This window comes from Pseudomonas sp. NPDC087185 (assembly GCF_044744955.1).
Classification (GTDB): domain Bacteria; phylum Pseudomonadota; class Gammaproteobacteria; order Pseudomonadales; family Pseudomonadaceae; genus Aquipseudomonas.
On record NZ_JBIUZK010000002.1, the window covers coordinates 169,458 to 187,509 of the forward strand.

At 61.4% G+C, this 18,052-nt stretch carries 16 protein-coding genes; 11 read left to right on the forward strand and 5 right to left on the reverse strand.

The features are described 5' to 3' along the window. Positions 1-277: 277 nt before the first annotated feature. A complete protein-coding gene (locus ACIPIJ_RS06070) occupies positions 278-781 on the reverse strand; it encodes a histidine kinase (protein ID WP_401073812.1) in 504 nt (167 codons plus the stop codon). Between the two features lie 350 nt (positions 782-1,131). Here ACIPIJ_RS06070 and ACIPIJ_RS06075 point away from each other — a divergent pair, with 350 nt between their 5' ends. Together ACIPIJ_RS06075 and ACIPIJ_RS06080 are read left to right on the forward strand one after the other, a co-directional pair. Next, positions 1,132-2,067, forward strand: a complete 936-nt coding sequence (locus tag ACIPIJ_RS06075; RefSeq protein WP_401073814.1) for a chemotaxis protein CheV — start codon at positions 1,132-1,134, stop codon at positions 2,065-2,067. Between the two features lie 56 nt (positions 2,068-2,123). After that, a complete protein-coding gene (locus tag ACIPIJ_RS06080) occupies positions 2,124-2,927 on the forward strand; it encodes an MOSC domain-containing protein (protein WP_401073817.1) in 804 nt (267 codons plus the stop codon). Positions 2,928-2,984: 57 nt separating this feature from the next. Here the strand turns inward: ACIPIJ_RS06080 and ACIPIJ_RS06085 are convergent, their stop codons facing one another. Continuing rightward, complete coding sequence (locus ACIPIJ_RS06085) at positions 2,985-4,913, reverse strand: transglycosylase SLT domain-containing protein (RefSeq protein ID WP_401073820.1); 1,929 nt, start codon at positions 4,911-4,913, stop codon at positions 2,985-2,987. Between the two features lie 221 nt (positions 4,914-5,134). Here ACIPIJ_RS06085 and ACIPIJ_RS06090 point away from each other — a divergent pair, with 221 nt between their 5' ends. Next, a complete protein-coding gene (locus tag ACIPIJ_RS06090) occupies positions 5,135-7,063 on the forward strand; it encodes an ATP-binding cassette domain-containing protein (RefSeq protein WP_401073822.1) in 1,929 nt (642 codons plus the stop codon). A gap of 65 nt (positions 7,064-7,128) precedes the next feature. Here the strand turns inward: ACIPIJ_RS06090 and ACIPIJ_RS06095 are convergent, their stop codons facing one another. After that, on the reverse strand, positions 7,129-7,569 hold the full coding sequence (locus tag ACIPIJ_RS06095; protein WP_346613837.1) for a universal stress protein: 441 nt from the start codon (positions 7,567-7,569) through the stop codon (positions 7,129-7,131). 109 nt (positions 7,570-7,678) lie between these two features. On the opposite strand from ACIPIJ_RS06095, the gene ACIPIJ_RS06100 reads away from it, so the two are divergent. The 7 genes from ACIPIJ_RS06100 (at position 7,679) to ACIPIJ_RS06130 (ending at position 15,921) form a co-directional block, all read left to right on the forward strand. Beyond that, positions 7,679-8,116 carry a hypothetical protein gene (locus ACIPIJ_RS06100; RefSeq protein ID WP_401073824.1) on the forward strand — a complete coding sequence of 146 codons (438 nt, stop codon included), beginning with the start codon at positions 7,679-7,681 and terminating at the stop codon, positions 8,114-8,116. 489 nt (positions 8,117-8,605) lie between these two features. Next, complete coding sequence (fadB, locus tag ACIPIJ_RS06105) at positions 8,606-10,753, forward strand: fatty acid oxidation complex subunit alpha FadB (protein WP_401073827.1); 2,148 nt, start codon at positions 8,606-8,608, stop codon at positions 10,751-10,753. Between the two features lie 31 nt (positions 10,754-10,784). Beyond that, positions 10,785-11,960: an acetyl-CoA C-acyltransferase FadA gene (gene fadA / locus ACIPIJ_RS06110; protein WP_401073829.1), complete on the forward strand. Its 1,176-nt coding sequence runs from the start codon at positions 10,785-10,787 to the stop codon at positions 11,958-11,960. A 79-nt stretch (positions 11,961-12,039) separates the two neighbouring features. After that, positions 12,040-12,291 carry a DUF1653 domain-containing protein gene (locus tag ACIPIJ_RS06115; protein ID WP_401073832.1) on the forward strand — a complete coding sequence of 84 codons (252 nt, stop codon included), beginning with the start codon at positions 12,040-12,042 and terminating at the stop codon, positions 12,289-12,291. A gap of 100 nt (positions 12,292-12,391) precedes the next feature. After that, entirely contained in the window at positions 12,392-15,001 is a 2,610-nt protein-coding gene (topA, locus tag ACIPIJ_RS06120) for a type I DNA topoisomerase (RefSeq protein ID WP_401073834.1), read from the forward strand. A 120-nt stretch (positions 15,002-15,121) separates the two neighbouring features. Further along, positions 15,122-15,637 carry a DUF6586 family protein gene (locus tag ACIPIJ_RS06125; protein WP_401073837.1) on the forward strand — a complete coding sequence of 172 codons (516 nt, stop codon included), beginning with the start codon at positions 15,122-15,124 and terminating at the stop codon, positions 15,635-15,637. 50 nt (positions 15,638-15,687) lie between these two features. Further along, entirely contained in the window at positions 15,688-15,921 is a 234-nt protein-coding gene (locus ACIPIJ_RS06130; protein ID WP_401073840.1) for a hypothetical protein, read from the forward strand. A gap of 39 nt (positions 15,922-15,960) precedes the next feature. On the opposite strand, the gene sulA is transcribed toward ACIPIJ_RS06130, so the two are convergent. Together sulA and lexA are read right to left on the reverse strand one after the other, a co-directional pair. Continuing rightward, positions 15,961-16,437 carry an SOS-induced cell division inhibitor SulA gene (gene sulA, locus ACIPIJ_RS06135; protein ID WP_401073843.1) on the reverse strand — a complete coding sequence of 159 codons (477 nt, stop codon included), beginning with the start codon at positions 16,435-16,437 and terminating at the stop codon, positions 15,961-15,963. Between the two features lie 13 nt (positions 16,438-16,450). Next, positions 16,451-17,059, reverse strand: coding sequence for a transcriptional repressor LexA (gene lexA / locus ACIPIJ_RS06140; RefSeq protein WP_401073845.1), 609 nt, complete (start codon positions 17,057-17,059; stop codon positions 16,451-16,453). A gap of 249 nt (positions 17,060-17,308) precedes the next feature. Between lexA and ACIPIJ_RS06145 the strand changes: the two genes are divergently transcribed. Continuing rightward, entirely contained in the window at positions 17,309-18,013 is a 705-nt protein-coding gene (locus ACIPIJ_RS06145) for a TetR/AcrR family transcriptional regulator (protein ID WP_401073848.1), read from the forward strand. Positions 18,014-18,052: the final 39 nt, after the last annotated feature.

An 18,052-nucleotide genomic window follows, 5' to 3' on the forward strand; every position in this document is an offset into this window, starting at 1 on the left:
CGGGTGGCCGATGCTTGTTAGTGCGCATGGTAACACTTCAGGCCGCTTTGGTCGCGGCTGGGTAATGCTTTGAAACCTCAAGGTTTCCGGGCGGATCGCGAGATTTCGGCAGGCGTTTTGACTAGCTAAGTGCTATCACTGATTGCAGTACAGGACCTCGCGAAATCAACTTGCGCGGCAGCTACGCAACTACGCTGCGCCGGAACTTGCAGCACTTCACAAGTTCGGCTCGCATTCAGCTTGAACAATGCGCTTAGTTGCATGTTGCTAGCGCCCGTCAGTGCGCCTGATTGGGCAAGTTGGACGAGGCCGCGGCTGCCGTGTGTGGATGATTGCACGCGTTACCGTTAGCGTGGCAAGGCGCACACGTTTGCGGAAATGGCTGATTCAAAGCGGTCGCGAGCTCACCCAGCAGTGTGATTTGCTCACTGGCATCGAGTGTCAGCCTCCCGGTTTTCCTGTCGACCAGTTCCAGCTGCCATTCCAGCAAGGTCAGGCAGGCGGCGAGGGCAGGCAAGGCCTTGCCGTGCAGGTGCAATTGGTGGCAAGCCGGGGCAAGCAGTTGCTGCAGGGCGCAGGAGTAATGGGCGACCTCAATCAGGCCTAGGCCGCTGGCGCGCCGGGCGAGGGTAACCAGGGTGTTGTCGAGGCAATGGCAGGCGTCGGGGTCGTTGGCGATCAGTTCGAGGTGCTGCAGGCATTCCTGGGACTGGATCAGCAAGACCTGCGCATCCAGCAGAAAGTCCTGCAGGGCGCTGCTGTTGAAGGCTGTGCTTTCCATCATGAGGCTCCGGCGCGTAAGGCGGGAGCAAGGGATGGCCTAGCCATGTCGATCGCTAGCAAAAGCCGGACTCCATTCATGCAGTGAGAATGGCGTCACATTAATGGCTAAAAGATATTGCGAACATCAGGTTGCACCCGATTGCTGCTAGGGGTTTCCCTGATGCGTGCCTAGGGTGCGACACATTGCCCAAGCAATGGATCCAAGATGAGCTTTCGCAGTAAAGCATGATGTTAATGTGATATCAATTGTCTCCGCGGCATTTTCGTACATGGGTCAAGCCGGGCTCCATGCCGCCGATATAGCGTGTATCAATTCACCTTTTTCGACTCGACCCCGAGGTTTTTCCAATGGCTGGCATTCTCGACACGGTAGACCAACGCACGCAACTGGTGGGTGAGAACCGCCTGGAAATCCTGATGTTTCGCCTGGCGGGCCGTCAGCTGTTCGCAATCAACGTGTTCAAGGTGCAGGAGGTGCTGCAGCTGCCCAAACTGACCTTGATGCCGCAGCGCCACGCCTTCGTCTGTGGCGTGGTCAACCTGCGCGGGCAGACCTTGCCGGTGATCGACCTGTCCCAGGCGATCGGCATGCGGCCGCTGACGCCTGGGCCTGACAGTACGATCATCGTTACCGAATACAACCGCTCGGTGCAGGCGTTCCTGGTGGGGGGGGTCGATCGCATCGTCAACATGAACTGGGAAGCCATCATGCCGCCGCCTACCAGCGCCGGCCGCCAGCACTACCTCACCGCCATCACCAAGGTCGACGAAAAGCTGGTGGAAGTGATCGACGTGGAAAAAGTACTGGCAGAGATCGTGCCCTACAACGCCAGGGTCTCCAACGACAAGCTCGCCGACCCGGTGCTGGCTCGCGCCCGTGGCCGTGAGGTGCTGCTGGTGGACGACTCCAGCGTGGCCCTGGCGCAACTGCGTGACACCCTGTCGCAGCTGGGGGTGAAAATGCACGTGGCCAGCGACGGCCTGAAGGCCTTGCGCATGCTCAAGGGCTGGGCCGATTCGGGCGAGGATGTGTGCGAAAAACTGCTGATGGTGTTCACTGACGCGGAAATGCCCGAGATGGACGGGTACCGGTTGACCACAGAAATCCGCAGCGATGCTCGCCTGCGCAAGCTGTACGTGGTGTTGCACACTTCGCTGTCGGGCAGCTTCAACGAATCCATGGTCAAGAAGGTCGGCTGCGACAATTTCCTTTCCAAGTTCCAGCCTGATCGCCTGGTCGATGTGGTCAAGCAACGCCTGCTGCTGGATGCAACCACTGCGTGATCCCTGCGCCTGCCGGGTATAAGCTGGGGTTTTGGCATGGCACGAGGCAGGCAGGGATGTTTCTGAGTGAGTTGTATCGGTACCCGGTGAAGTCGGGGCAGGCGCAACGCCTGCAGGCTTCGCCGGTGGGGCGCCTGGGGTTGCTGGGTGACCGACGCTGGATGGTCGTCGAGGAAGAGAACGGCCGCTTTCTTACCCAGCGTGCCTGGCCGCAGCTCGGCCAGCTCAAGGCCACTGATGACCAGGCGGGCAGGTTACTGCTGGAGGTCCCGGGGCAGCCGCCTTTGCGAGTGGCGCTGCCCTCTGCGGACGATGAGCTGCGTGGCGTGACCATCTGGCGTGACACACTGCGTGTGCCGGATGCCGGCGATGAGGCGGCAGCCTGGCTGTCGCAGGCGCTCGGCAAGCCGGTGCGTCTTGTGCATTGCCCGGAACACCGGGCGCGCTATCTGCCCAGCGGTTATGGCTTGAACAGTGATCGAGCGGCGTTTCCCGATGGTTTTCCGTTACTGCTGATTGGGCAAGGCTCGCTGGATGAGCTGAACCGGCGCATTGGCCGGCCCATGGAGATGCTGCGTTTTCGCCCGAACCTGGTGGTGCAGGGCGCAGCGCCGTTTGCCGAGGATGGCTGGAAGCGGATTCGCATTGGCGAGATGGAGTTTCGTGTGCTCAAGCCCAGCGTGCGCTGCATCTTCACCACGCTGGACCCATCGACCGGGGAGCGCAGCCTGGACCGCGAGCCGTTGACCACGCTGAAGACCTTCCGCGAAAAGGAGGGGGATGTGCTGTTCGGGCAGAACCTGGCGGCAGATGGCAGCGGTCAGGTTGAGGTGGGGATGGACGTCGAAGTGCTGGAGTAGTGCTTGTCAGTCATGGCCTCTTGGCGGGCTTGTCCCGCGAAGAGGCCATGACATGTTTTACATATCGTCGAAATACCGCTCGTGCCAATCTACCAGCGGCTGCGGCGAGTTGAGCTTCTGCCCGTAGATCACGGAATACGACAGCACGTTCTGGACGTACTGGCGTGTCTCGTCGAACGGGATCGACTCCACCCATACATCAAAACTCAGGTGCTTGGCGCCCTTGAGCCACTGGCGTACCCGCCCGGGGCCGGCGTTGTACGCCGCCGAAGCCAGTACCCGGTTGCCGTTGAACTGGCTGTGCACCTGGCTGAGGTAAGCCGCGCCCAGCTGGATATTCTTGTCCGGGTTGAATACCTGCTGCGGCGACGCCAGCGGAATACTGAACTTGCGCGCGGTTTCCTTGGCGGTGGCCGGCATCAGCTGCATCAGGCCGCTGGCACCCACACTGGAGCGCGCATCTTCCATGAACGCACTTTCCTGGCGGGTGATGGCGAACACCCAGCTTGAATGCAGCCCGCGCACCTTGGCCTCACGCACCAGCGTGTCGCGGTGGGCCATCGGGAAGCGGATGTCCAGGTCGTCCCAGTACTGTGCCTGGCTGATGGTGCGAATGGCCGGGAAGTACCAGCGCAGATCATAGGCCAGGCGCGCCTGGGCGACCATTTCGTCGCGGCTGAAGTGGCGGCTGACGTGGTACCACTCGCGGCGGCCTTCGACAATCTGGCCGCGGGCATGGAATTCAAGGGCACGCTGGACGCCGGGGGTATTGCGCACCTTGTTGACCAGCTGGGGGCTCAGCACCAGCGGCCGGTTGTTCAGCTGGTAGGGCGTTTGCGCCCGGTCAGCGGCGAGGAAGCCATAGAAATCACGCTCGCGGGCCACGTTCTTGTACAGCAGCGGGACCTGCGGGTTGTTCGGTTGGGCCAGTTCCAGGCTGCGCGCCTGCCAGTACTTCCAGCGGTTGCTGCTGGCCAGGTCCTGCGGCAGACGCTTGGTCAGCTCGTAAGCGTCTTCCCAACGACCCAGGCGCAGCAGCAGGCGCATGCGCCATTCACTGACGGTGTTGTCGCGCAGCTCCGGGTCGTAGCGGGTCATCAGATCGAGGGCCCGCGGGTCATAGCGGCGGGCAAGGGTCAGGCCGATTTCGCGGGCGATGGCGACTTTCTCGTCACGGGAGAAATGCATGCGCTGGGCGTAATCGTCGAGCAGCGCCATGGCGCGCTCCGGGTCTTGCCGAGCCAGGCGGCGCAGGCCGAGGCTGACCACGTCGGACATGGCTTCGTTGACCGGGGTGAAGCGCGACGGCTGGTTGAGCAGTTCGGGTTTTTGCGCCACGTCGACCAGCAGGCGGCCTTGCGGGCCAAGGGTGGTCAGCGAATTGACCAGGTTGTTGGCCAGGGCATAGTTGCGCGCCTGGGCGGCCAGCTTGGCGCGGTTCCAGCGTTTGGCCTCGGTCAGTTGGCCTTCGGCGGCCCACATGCCGAACAGGGTGTCGCAGGCCGCGGGTTGCGACTTGCCGACGTTCCACAATTTTTCGGCGCTGGCGTAGCCTTCGGCGCGTTGGCCGTGACTCAGCTGGTACTGGCCGTTCAGGCAGTCCAGTTCGGTGAAGTTGAGCTTGGGGTCGTAATACTTGGCGAACGTATTCCACTCGCCGCGCTCGGCGAGCCAGCGCAACCAGCGCAGTTTCATCCAGTTGGCCTGGGGCAGGTCGCCGTGCTTGGCCAGGAAGCCTTCGATTTCCTCGTTGCTGGCGCTTTTCAAGCGTGCGGTGAGTTCGTCGTAGGCCAGGTAAGGCGTCAGCGGGTAGTCACGCAAGACCTGGGAATAACGCAGGTACGGGCCTTTGTCGCCCTTGGCCAGCGCACGCTTGGCCTCGTCGTAGTACTGGCGTTGCTGTGAAAGGTCGATGGCCTGCGCCGCGCTGGCGGTGGCGGCGGTAAGCAGCAGGCAGGAGGCAATCTGTAACAGGCGGCTGCGCATGATACGTCCGGGCAGTTGAACCATGGGAAAGTGACGGCGAAGCCAGCACGGTTGGAAGCTATCGCCTTAGCTTAGCCGTTTGCCGGCAGCGGGTGAAAGCACTGAGCTTGTATCAAGGCGTTAAGTTCGACCGGATGTCGCAATGCCCTGGCAGCGTGGGCAACTTAATGCTGGATTGGGCCAACTCAGGTAGAATGCGCGCCCGCTTTCTGGAGACAAACATGACCCTGCTCAAATTCAGCGATGTGTCCCTCGCATTCGGCGCGATGCCGCTGCTGGACAAAGTGTCCTGGCAGATCGCTCGTGGCGAGCGGGTGTGCATCATCGGCCGTAACGGTACTGGCAAGTCGAGCATGCTGCGCCTGGTCAAAGGCGAGCAAAAAGGCGACGACGGCGAGATCTGGCGTGCCCCCGGCCTGAAGATCGGCGAGCTGCCGCAGGAGTTGCCGGTGGCCGACGAGCGCACGGTGTTCGACGTGGTGGCCGCAGGCCTGGACGGCGTTGGCGAGTTGCTCGCGCAATTCCACCACCTCAGCCAGAACATCCAGGGCGACGACGACCTGGACAAGCTCATGCACGTCCAGCACGAGCTCGAAGCCCGTGACGGCTGGCGCCTGCAGCAGGTGGTGGAAAGCACCCTGAGCCGCCTGCAGCTGCCCGCCGACAAGACCCTGGCCGAGCTGTCCGGTGGCTGGCGCCGCCGCGTGCTGCTGGCCCAGGCGCTGGTGTCTGAACCCGACCTGCTGCTGCTCGACGAGCCGACCAACCACCTGGACATCGGTGCCATCGCCTGGCTCGAAGAGGCGCTGCGCGGCTTCAACGGCGCGGTGCTGTTCATTACCCACGACCGTTCCTTCCTGCAGAACCTGGCCACGCGTATCCTTGAACTGGACCGCGGTGGGCTGATCGACTGGAACGGCGACTACGCCAGCTTCCTGGTGCACAAAGAGGCCGCGCTGGCCGCTGAAGAGACCGCCAACGCACTCTTCGACAAGCGTCTTGCCCAGGAAGAGGTGTGGATCCGTCAGGGCATCAAGGCCCGTCGCACCCGTAACGAAGGGCGTGTACGTGCCCTCAAGGCGCTGCGCGTAGAGCGCGGTGAGCGCCGCGAGCGTCAGGGTAAGGCGAACATCCAGATCGAAGCGGCAGACAAGTCCGGCAAGCAGGTCATGGTGCTGGAGGGCGTCAGCTTCCGTCACCCTGAGGGGCCGATGCTGGTCAAGGAGTTCTCCATGGTCCTGCAGCGTCAGGACCGTATTGGCCTGCTGGGTGCCAACGGTACCGGCAAGACCACCTTGCTCAAGCTGATGCTCGGCGACCTGGAGCCCACCTCGGGCAAGGTCGAGCGCGGCACCAAGCTGGAGGTGGCCTACTTCGACCAGATGCGCCACCAGCTCGAGCTGGAAAAGACGGTGATCGACAACCTGGCCGAAGGCCGCGATTTCATCGAGATCGACGGGCAGAACCGCCACGTGCTCAGCTACCTGGGCGATTTCCTGTTCAGCCCGCAGCGTGCCCGCACGCCGGTCAAGGCGCTGTCGGGTGGTGAGCGTGCGCGCTTGCTGCTGGCCAAGCTGTTCAGCAAGCCGGCCAACTTGCTGGTACTGGACGAACCGACCAACGACCTCGACGTTGAAACCCTCGAGCTGCTGGAAGAAGTGCTGTCCAACTACAAGGGCACCGTGCTGATGGTCAGCCACGACCGGGCCTTCCTCGACAACGTCGTCACCAGCACCCTGGTGTTCGAAGGCGAGGGCAAGGTGCGCGAGTACGTCGGTGGCTATGAGGACTGGATCCGCCAGGGCGGCTCGCCGCGCCTGCTGGGCGTGACCGAGAGCAAGGGTGGCAAGTCCGAACTCAACAGTGCGGTGGTCGAGAAACAGGAAGTGCAAGCAGCACCCGCGCCCGTAGCAGCCGTGGCCGACGCCTCGAAGAAGAAACTCAGCTACAAGCTGCAGCGTGAGCTGGAGATGTTGCCTGGGCAGATCGACGCAGTCGAACAGCGCATGGCAGCCGCTCAGGAAGAGGTCAATGCTCCCAACTTCTATCAGCGGCCGATCGAGGAAACCTCAGCGGTGCTGGCAAAGCTTGAACTGATGCAGGGCGAGCTGGATGCCCTGGTAGAGCGCTGGGCCGAGCTGGAAGGCTGATCAGCTTCTAGCCTCTACCGGCTTCTTCGCTGGCTTGCCCCGCGAAGAAGCCGGTAGAGGCTAGATCACTCCTTCTTCTGCAAACGCACCGCCAGTACATCGCATGGTGCGCCATGCAGAACGTCATTGGCGGTAGAGCCCAGCAGCAACGCCAGGCCATGCCGGCCATGGCTACCGACTACGATCAGGTCGCACTTCTGGTCCTTGGCCAGCTGGTGGATTTCCTGGCGCGGCTGGCCGTAGGTCAGGTGCGAATCGCCACGGTTGATCTCAGGGTACTTGTTGAACAGGCGATCCATCCGCTCCTTGGCCTGGTCGAACTGCTGCTGTTGCAGTTGCGACAGGTCCATCGGCACGTCACCACCGAAGGCCATGGCCATGGGTTCGACGATATGCACCAGCGAGACCTTGGCGCCTGTGGGCTCGGCGAGCTTCATGGCACGTTTGATCACCGGGTCGCACTCTTCGGTAAGGTCGACGGCGACCAGAAGATGTTCGTAGGGCATGAGCTGTACTCCTGACAATCGCGATAGTAGAAGTATGGTCGCTTTCGGGCGGGTCTTCCGTGAAACCGAGTAACCCGCTCATTTGCAACGCTTTATGGGGTCTACAGATATGACGGTATTGCTGGTGGTGTCAATCCTGGCAGTGATTCTCAGTCCGTTCGCTTGGTTGCGCCAGTCGCGTAAACAAGGTGAGCAGATGAGCTTGCGCCTGGAAGCGCGGCGCATGGGTTTGGCCATGCAACTGGCGCCGCAGCAGTGGCCGCACTGGCTGGCGCAGGAGCCGCCGAGCCCATGCCCGCAGTATCATCGCGGGCGCCGCAAGGGGCATGAGGACAGCTGGTGCTACTGGCAAGTCAGCCCAGGGGTGTGGTGGAACCAGTGGCGCGAAGCGTGCGATGAGCCGCGCCTGAACGAGGTGTTCGCCCGGCTGCCGGCAAGCGTCTACAAGGTCGAGGCCGACAAGCGCATGCTCGCGCTGTACTGGAGCGAGCGTGGCGATAAATCTGTGTTGCAGGATATTGCCCACGCCTTCGACGCCCTCGCTTAACCCCTCACTAACGACAAAGCGGCAACGTGGCAGCACCCCAGGCGGGGGTAGGTGCCAGTTGCCGCTTTGTCGTTTCTGCTGCGCAGAAAAGGCCAGGCAGGCCGGGAATTTCTTGAAGCCAGTCGCAGTGTAGCCATTGGCGGGTGCCGTGCATGAAAAAAATGCAGCCTCAGGCGTTAATTGTGGTCAATCGCTGACATGAATGATCAGAGATCACTGTCATCATGATTTGCACCCAGCCTCTACAAAATGACCGGAAAGTCGCATTTTCAACGTGCTTGCGAGCATTTGACAACGCCGACCATTTCGGAGAATGTGTGCATACCCAAATCAAACGGGCGTATGAATTGAGCGTTTGTATGTCACACCGCTCGTTCATGATCCCGACTAGCGCGCTGACGGGTGTGCCTGGGCAAGGGCAGCCAATGGCTGCTTTTCCACCAGCGATCGGCGTGTACAGTTCAGCTTCCATATCGTGGAGATCAGTTGATGATTTACGAAGGTAAAGCCATCACGGTTAAGGCTCTTGAAAGCGGCATCGTCGAACTGAAGTTCGACCTCAAGGGTGAGTCCGTCAACAAGTTCAATCGCCTGACCCTGGACGAGCTGCGCCAGGCCGTCGACGCCATCAAGGCCGACGCCTCGGTGAAAGGTGTGATCGTCAGCAGTGGCAAGGACGTGTTCATCGTCGGCGCCGACATCACCGAGTTCGTCGACAACTTCAAGCTGCCCGAGGCCGAGCTGGTTGCCGGCAACCTGGAAGCCAACCGCATCTTCAACGCCTTCGAAGACCTCGAAGTGCCGACCGTTGCCGCTATCAACGGCATTGCCCTGGGCGGCGGCCTGGAAATGTGCCTGGCGGCCGACTACCGGGTCATGTCCAGCACGGCCAAGATCGGCCTGCCGGAAGTCAAGCTGGGTATCTACCCAGGCTTTGGCGGTACCGTGCGCCTGCCGCGCCTGATCGGCTCGGACAACGCCATCGAGTGGATTGCCGCCGGCAAGGAAAACCGCGCTGAAGATGCCCTGAAAGTCGGCGCCGTCGATGCTGTGGTTGCCCCTGAGCTGCTCCAGGCCGGTGCCCTCGACCTGATCAAGCGCGCCATCAGTGGCGAACTGGACTACAAGGCCAAGCGCCAGCCCAAGCTGGAAAAGCTCAAGCTCAACGCCATCGAACAGATGATGGCCTTCGAGACCGCCAAGGGCTTCGTCGCAGGCCAGGCGGGCCCGAACTACCCGGCCCCGGTCGAAGCCATCAAGAGCATCCAGAAGGCCGCCAACTTCGGCCGTGACAAGGCCCTGGAAGTCGAAGCCGCAGGCTTTGCAAAGCTGGCCAAGACCTCGGTTGCCGAAAGCCTGATCGGCCTGTTCCTGAATGATCAGGAACTCAAGCGCAAGGCCAAGGCCCACGACGAAATCGCGCGTGACGTGAAGCAGGCTGCCGTGCTCGGCGCCGGTATCATGGGGGGCGGTATCGCCTACCAGTCGGCGGTCAAGGGCACGCCGATCCTGATGAAGGACATCCGTGAGGACGCTATCCAACTGGGCCTGAACGAGGCCTCCAAGTTGCTCGGCAACCGCGTCGAAAAAGGCCGCCTGACCCCGGCGAAAATGGCCGAGGCACTCAACGCCATTCGCCCGACCTTGTCCTACGGTGATTTCGCCAATGTCGACATCGTCGTCGAAGCCGTGGTCGAGAACCCGAAAGTCAAACAGGCTGTGCTGGCGGAAGTGGAAGGCCAGGTGAAAGAGGACGCGATCCTCGCCTCCAACACGTCGACCATCTCCATCAACCTGTTGGCAAAAGCGCTCAAGCGTCCGGAAAACTTCGTCGGCATGCACTTCTTCAACCCGGTGCACATGATGCCGCTGGTGGAAGTCATCCGTGGCGAGAAGTCCAGTGAAGTGGCAGTCGCCACCACCGTGGCCTACGCCAAGAAAATGGGCAAGAACCCGATCGTGGTCAACGATTGCCCAGGCTTTTTGGTCAACCGCGTGCTGTTCCCGTACTTCGGTGGCTTCGCCAAACTGGTCAGCGCCGGCGTTGACTTCGTGCGCATCGACAAGGTCATGGAAAAGTTCGGCTGGCCGATGGGCCCGGCCTACCTGATGGACGTGGTCGGTATCGACACCGGCCACCACGGCCGCGACGTGATGGCTGAAGGCTTCCCGGACCGCATGAAGGACGACCGCCGCTCCGCCGTCGACGCTCTCTACGAGGCTAACCGCCTGGGCCAGAAGAACGGCAAGGGGTTCTACGCCTACGAGACCGACAAGCGTGGCAAACCGAAGAAAGTCTTCGACGCCGCCGTGCTCGACGTGCTCAAGCCGATCGTCTTCGAGCAGCGTGAAGTGACCGATGAAGACATCATCAACTGGATGATGGTCCCGCTGTGCCTGGAGACCGTGCGCTGCCTGGAAGACGGCATCGTTGAAACTGCCGCCGAAGCAGACATGGGTCTGGTCTACGGCATTGGTTTCCCTCCATTCCGTGGTGGTGCACTGCGTTACATCGATTCCATCGGTGTGGCTGAATTCGTCGCCCTGGCCGACCAGTACGCTGACCTGGGGCCGCTGTACCACCCGACTGCGAAGCTGCGCGAAATGGCCAAGAATGGCCAGCGCTTCTTCAACTGAGCGGTCAACGAGTTAGAGCGAGAATATTGATATGAGCCTGAATCCAAGAGACGTGGTGATTGTCGACTTCGGTCGCACGCCGATGGGCCGCTCCAAGGGTGGCATGCACCGCAACACCCGTGCCGAAGACATGTCGGCGCACCTGATCAGCAAGCTGCTCGAGCGCAACGACAAGGTCGACCCGAAGGAAGTCGAGGACGTGATCTGGGGCTGCGTCAACCAGACCCTGGAACAGGGCTGGAACATTGCCCGTATGGCCTCGCTGATGACCCAGATCCCGCATACCGCAGCCGCGCAAACCGTCAGCCGCCTGTGTGGCTCGTCGATGAGCGCCTTGCACACCGCTGCCCAGGCGATCATGACCGGCAACGGCGATGTATTCGTGATCGGTGGTGTAGAGCACATGGGCCACGTCAGCATGATGCATGGTGTCGACCCCAACCCGCACCTGTCCTTGCACGCCGCCAAGGCTTCCGGGATGATGGGCCTGACTGCCGAGATGCTTGGCAAGATGCACGGCATCACCCGTGAGCAGCAAGACCTGTTCGGCCTGCGTTCGCACCAGCTCGCCCACAAGGCGACGCTCGAAGGCAAGTTTAAAGATGAGATCATCCCGATGCAGGGCTACGACGAGAACGGCTTCCTGAAGGTCTTCGACTACGACGAGACCATTCGCCCGGAAACCACCCTCGAAGGCCTGGCATCGCTCAAGCCTGCGTTCAACCCCAAGGGTGGTACTGTCACGGCCGGTACTTCGTCGCAGATTACCGATGGCGCTTCGTGCATGATCGTCATGTCCGGGCAGCGTGCCATGGACCTCGGCATCCAGCCATTGGCGGTGATCCGTTCCATGGCGGTTGCCGGCGTGGACCCGGCAATCATGGGTTACGGCCCGGTGCCGTCGACCCAGAAAGCCCTCAAGCGCGCGGGGTTGACCATCGCTGACATCGACTACTTCGAGCTCAACGAAGCCTTTGCCGCACAGGCCCTGCCCGTGCTCAAAGATCTAAAAGTGCTCGACAAGATGGATGAGAAGGTTAACCTGCACGGCGGCGCCATTGCTCTGGGCCACCCGTTCGGTTGCTCCGGGGCACGGATTTCCGGCACCCTGCTCAACGTCATGAAGCAGAATGGCGGTACCCTGGGTGTCGCTACCATGTGTGTCGGCCTCGGCCAGGGCATCACCACGGTCTTCGAACGCGTCTGATCGCGTTGCAAGGCAGCAGCCGGGGCCCTGTGCCCCGGTTTTTGTTTTTTACAGAATTTGTTTCAAGAGGGAAGGCGACATGCAGATACAACCAGGCGTATACCGGCATTACAAAGGGCCTGAGTACCGTGTCTTCAGTGTCGCGCGGCATTCCGAGAGCGAAGAGTGGATGGTCTTCTACCAATGCCTGTATGGTGATTACAGCTTCTGGGTACGACCCCTTTCCATGTTCCAAGAGTCCGTCGAGGTTGACGGCGAGCAGGTGCCACGCTTTGCTTTGGTCAAGGCTGAAGTGGGGTTGCCCGAGCTGCTTGGCAAGGCGCACGAATGATCGACCGCGCTTGACCTCACTGTTTCGCCACTATATATAGCGGTGCCGCGTCCGGCACCTGACGCGTTTTTCATCTTCAGATTCAGGAATACTCCGATCCATGGGCAAATCGCTGGTCATTGTGGAATCCCCGGCCAAGGCCAAGACCATCAACAAGTACCTGGGCAACCAGTACGTGGTGAAGTCGAGTATCGGCCACATCCGTGACCTCCCCACCAGCGGTTCGGCCAGCGCCAGCAAAGAGCCGGCTGCCAAGCGGGGCAAGGCTGCGGGTGAGGCTCCGGCCCTGTCACCCAAAGAAAAGGCCCGTCGCCAGCTGGTGGCGCGCATGGGCGTCGACCCGGATCACGGCTGGAAGGCCAAGTACGAGATCCTGCCCGGCAAGGAAAAGGTGATCGAAGAGCTTCGCCGCCTGGCCAAGGATGCCGACACCATCTATCTCGCAACCGACTTGGACCGCGAGGGGGAAGCCATCGCCTGGCACCTGCGCGAGGCCATCGGCGGCGACGACACCCGCTACAAGCGCGTGGTGTTCAACGAAATCACCAAGAAGGCCATCCAGGAGGCGTTCTCGCAGCCTGGCGAGCTGGACATCGACCGCGTCAACGCCCAGCAGGCGCGGCGCTTCCTCGACCGCGTGGTGGGCTACATGGTTTCGCCGCTGCTGTGGGCCAAGATCGCCCGCGGCCTATCGGCCGGGCGTGTGCAGTCGGTGGCTGTGAAGCTGGTGGTCGAGCGTGAGCGCGAAATCCGCGCCTTCATCCCGGAAGAGTACTGGGAAGTGCACGCCGACCTTGGCACGGCCAAGAACGCCAAGGTGCGTTTCGAAGTGGCGCGCGAGAAGGGTGAAGCCTTCAAGCCGCTCAACGAAGCCCAGGCCATGGCCGCGCTGGAGAAGCTCAAGGCTTCCAGCTACACCGTGCTCAAGCGTGAAGACCGCCCGACCAGCAGCAAGCCGTCGGCCCCGTTCATCACGTCCACCTTGCAGCAGGCTGCGAGCAACCGCCTGGGCTTCGGTGTGAAGAAGACCATGATGATGGCCCAGCGCTTGTACGAAGCGGGCTACATCACTTATATGCGTACCGACTCGACCAACCTGTCGACTGACGCTGTGGAGATGGCGCGCAGCTACATCGAAAGCGAGTTCGGTAAGCAATACCTGCCGGAAACGCCGCTGGTGTACGGCAGCAAGGAAGGCGCCCAGGAAGCGCACGAAGCGATTCGTCCTTCCGACGTCAACACCCACCCGACCAAGCTCAACGGCATGGAGCGTGATGCCGAGCGCCTGTACGAGCTGATCTGGCGCCAGTTCCTTGCCTGCCAGATGCCGCCGGCCCAGTACCTGTCCACCAGCGTCACCGTGGCGGCAGGCGACTTCGAACTGCGTGCCAAGGGCCGCATCCTCAAGTTCGACGGTTACACCCGCGTGCTGCCTCAGGTAAGCAAGCCGGGCGAAGACGACGTGCTGCCGGAAATGGTCCAAGGTGAAGCACTCAAGCTGATCCAGATCGACCCCAGTCAGCATTTCACCAAGCCACCGGCGCGCTTCACCGAAGCCAGCCTGGTCAAGGAAATGGAAAAGCGCGGTATTGGCCGCCCGTCTACCTATGCGGCGATCATTTCCACCATCCAGGATCGCGGCTATGTGACGCTGCACAACCGCCGTTTCTACTCCGAGAAGATGGGCGACATCGTCACCGAGCGCCTGTCGGAAAGCTTCGCCAACCTGATGGACTACGGGTTCACCGCCGGCATGGAGGAGAACCTCGACGACGTGGCGCAGGGCGAGCGTGACTGGAAAAACGTACTGGACGAGTTCTACGGCGATTTCAGCAAGAAGCTGCAGACTGCCGAGTCGGCCGAAAACGGCATGCGTGCCAACCAGCCGACCATGACCAACATTCCGTGCAAGGAATGTGGCCGGCCGATGATGATCCGCACCGCCTCCACCGGCGTGTTCCTCGGTTGCTCGGGCTACAGCCTGCCGCCGAAAGAGCGCTGCAAAGCCACCGTCAACCTGGTGCCGGGCGATGAAATCGCTGCGGATGACGAGGGTGAGTCAGAGTCACGCGTGCTGCTGGGCAAGCATCGCTGCCCGATCTGCGCCACGGCGATGGACGCCTACCTGCTCGACGAGAAGCACAAGCTGCATATCTGCGGTAACAACCCGGATTGCGTCGGCTACGAGATCGAAGAGGGCAGCTACCGCATCAAGGGTTACGAAGGGCCGAGCCTGGAGTGCGACAAGTGCGGCAGCGAGATGCAGCTCAAGACCGGCCGTTTCGGTAAATTCTTCGGTTGCACCAACCCTGCGTGCAAGAACACCCGCAAGCTGCTCAAGAGCGGTGAGGCGGCGCCGCCGAAGATGGACAAGGTGGACATGCCCGAGCTCAAGTGTGAGAAGGTCGACGACACCTACGTGCTGCGTGACGGTGCCTCGGGGCTGTTCCTGGCTGCAAGCCAGTTCCCGAAGAATCGCGAGACCCGTGCGCCCTTGGTGCTGGAGATCGTGCCGCACAAGCATGAGATCGATCCGAAGTACCACTTCCTGTGCGAAGCGCCGCAGAAAGACCCAGAAGGTCGCCCGGCGGTGATCCGTTACAGCCGCAAGACCAAGGAGCAGTACGTGCAGTCCGAGGTCGATGGCAAGCCGACCGGCTGGAAGGCGTTCTACGACGGCAATACCTGGAAGGTGGAAGACAAGCGCTGATCCTTCAGCACTGTAAATGGGGCCGCTGATTGCGGCCCCATTTTTTCATGGGTGACAAGCTGTCGCTGATCCCTGAAACTGGTGGTATTCGCCTTGCAGCCTTTAGGGAGGGCACTCGAGATGGCCCAGGAACTCTACACCCGTACCAACCAGAAACTCTTCTTCGCTGGCCTCGCGCTCGAATCCATGGCCAAGGCTGCCGACAGCCAAGCCATGAACGCCCAGGGCCTGGTCCAGGCTGAGCGCGAATCGGCGCTGTTTCATCTGTATGGCGCGTTGCTGGGGTTGTGTCACGAGATTGGTGGTTTCTACCGCCTGCCGATTGCAGCCGGTGTCGAGCAGGCGCTGGCTGACGATGCGCTCAATGGCATTGCGATCCCAGAGGTGGCGGAATTGTTGGAACTGGCCAGGCAACGGGAGACCTGGGTGGCGCAACTGCTGAGCGCTTATGCCGATTTGTTCCGACCACCGGTCGCGAAAAAATCTGCAAAAACCGATGTTACTCAACCCCTGATCCAGGCCGTCAATCTCGACGAACCTGAGCAGCCTGAGCTGTCGCGGGAAGAGCTGGAGAGCTGGCGCGAGAACCTTAAAGGCTTGGTGAGACGATTCCGTGACGCGTTGAGTGAGTGCTGATAGCCGCAGTGGCTGGTACAATACTGGCCTTTCGCGGAGAACAGCCCTTTATGTCTACGTCTTTTCTGGAAATTGTCGAGTTGCCTGATGGCCGAATCGAGCTGCGTCGCGCCGAGGACGAAGGTTCCCTGGTAACCCTGGATTTCTCGGAAGACGCCAAGGTGTTCCTGCAGGGTCAACATGTTGAAGTGGCCAAGGCCATGCTGAGTGTCGGTGTGCAAATGGCAGGTCGCCTCATAGATGGCGAACTGGAGCGCGACGAAGGGCCGCGCGTGCTTCACTGATACCCCGTCTTTACTCGATTCGCAGGCAAAGCCTGATCATCAGCCGAGGCGGATGTTCAGGCTTTGTGCGTTTCCGGCACTGGCGGCGCGTAAAAGTTGTTGCCGTGCAGTGGCATTGACGCTGCCAAGCCAGCTGACCACCGTGTGGCTGTGGCCCAGGCGCAAGGCTTCACAGGCCAGTTGCAGTGCGCTCTGGTTACCGCCTGGATGCAGCAGCAGAATGCGTTCGCGATTGAGGCCGGCATCGCGTAGCCAGGCCTGGGTCAAGCTGGCGGGTGGCGCAATGAGCGTCAGCCAGCGCGCCTCTTGCTCTTCGCTCAATTCGCGCAGTACGGGAGCCAGCAGGCTCTGGCAATGCTCGGGGGCGCCACGCAGGGACAGTTCACTGAACAGGTTCGGTTGGCTGCGCTTGCGAGCCTGCTCGCTGGCCTTCAGGCCCGGCAGTACCGGTTGTGCAAGGAATGCTTCGAACAGTGGAAGCTGGACCTGCTGTTGTGCTTGGACGAACTGCTGCATGACGCCTCCTGGATCAACGGCGAATGACGCCGACACTCAAACCCTCGATCACCAGTTCCTGATCTTTCAGGTCGACTTCGATGGGGGCGAACTCGGGGTTTTCTGCGATCAGCCAGACCTTGCTGCCCTCGCGCTTGAAGCGTTTGACGGTCACTTCATCGCCGATACGGGCCACCACGATCTGGCCGTTGCGGGCCTCGCGGCACGTGTGCACGGCCAGCAGATCACCGTCGAAGATGCCGACATCCTTCATGCTCATGCCGTGTACGCGTAGCAAGTAGTCGGCAGGAGGGTGGAAGAAGGTCGGGTTAATGTTGCAGGATTGCTCGATGTGCTGCTCGGCGAGGATCGGTGCACCGGCCGCGACACGGCCAATGATCGGCAGGCCGCTTTCTTCAGGCTTGGCTTCGACGCCGGGGATGCGGATACCACGGGAAGCCCCCGGGGTCATTTCGATCGCGCCTTTGCGGGCGAGGGCCTTGAGGTGCTCCTCGGCGGCGTTGGGCGACTTGAAGCCCAGCTCCTGAGCGATCTCCGCGCGCGTCGGCGGGAAGCCGTTGTCTTCGAGGCAACGTTTGATGAAGGCCAGGATTTCGGCTTGGCGTGGCGTCAGTTTCAACATGGCGGGCGCTCTGTCTTTTTATACAGTGACTGGGATTATATACAGTGGGTGGCCCACTGCAAGCACCCGGCGCCGAGAAAAACCGGGCAGCGCCTTTATAAAAGCCTGGGCACGGCGTGATTGCTGGCGTGCAGCGCGTCAGCCGAAGCTGTGATTAAATGGCGACCGGACAGTCACCGACCTTGACATCGGCAGGGCTGAAACGTATGTTTCAAACACCTGTTTGTTTGTCTGTCTGGCGGAGTGGTCATGGCCCAATCTGAAACCGTTGAACGCATTCTCGATGCTGCCGAGCAGCTGTTCGCGGAAAGAGGGTTTGCGGAAACCTCGTTGCGGCTGATTACCAGCAAGGCTGGGGTCAACCTGGCGGCGGTCAATTATCATTTCGGCTCCAAGAAAGCCCTGATCCAGGCGGTATTCTCGCGCTTCCTCGGGCCGTTCTGCGCCAGTCTCGAGCGTGAGCTGGAGCGTCGTCAGGCCAAGCCGGAACAGAAGCCAAGCCTCGAAGAGCTGCTGGAAATGCTCGTTGAGCAGGCGCTGGTGGTGCAGCCGCGCAGCAACAATGACCTGTCGATCTTCATGCGCCTGCTGGGCCTGGCCTTCAGCCAGAGCCAGGGGCACTTGCGTCGTTACCTTGAAGACATGTACGGCAAGGTGTTCCGTCGCTACATGCTGCTGGTCAACGAAGCCGCGCCGCGCATTCCGCCGCTCGAACTGTTCTGGCGTGTGCATTTCATGCTCGGTGCGGCGGCATTCAGCATGTCCGGTATCAAGGCGCTGCGCGCCATTGCCGAGACCGATTTTGGTATCAACACCTCCATCGAGCAGGTCATGCGCCTGATGGTGCCGTTCCTGGCTGCCGGCATGCGTGCCGACACCGGTGTTACCGATGACGCCATGGCCGCGGCCCAACTGCGCCCCCGCAGCAAGACCAGCACCACCGCCAAGGCCTGAAGGCTGTGCGGGGCAGGGCGCTTCGGCTAAGCTAGCGCC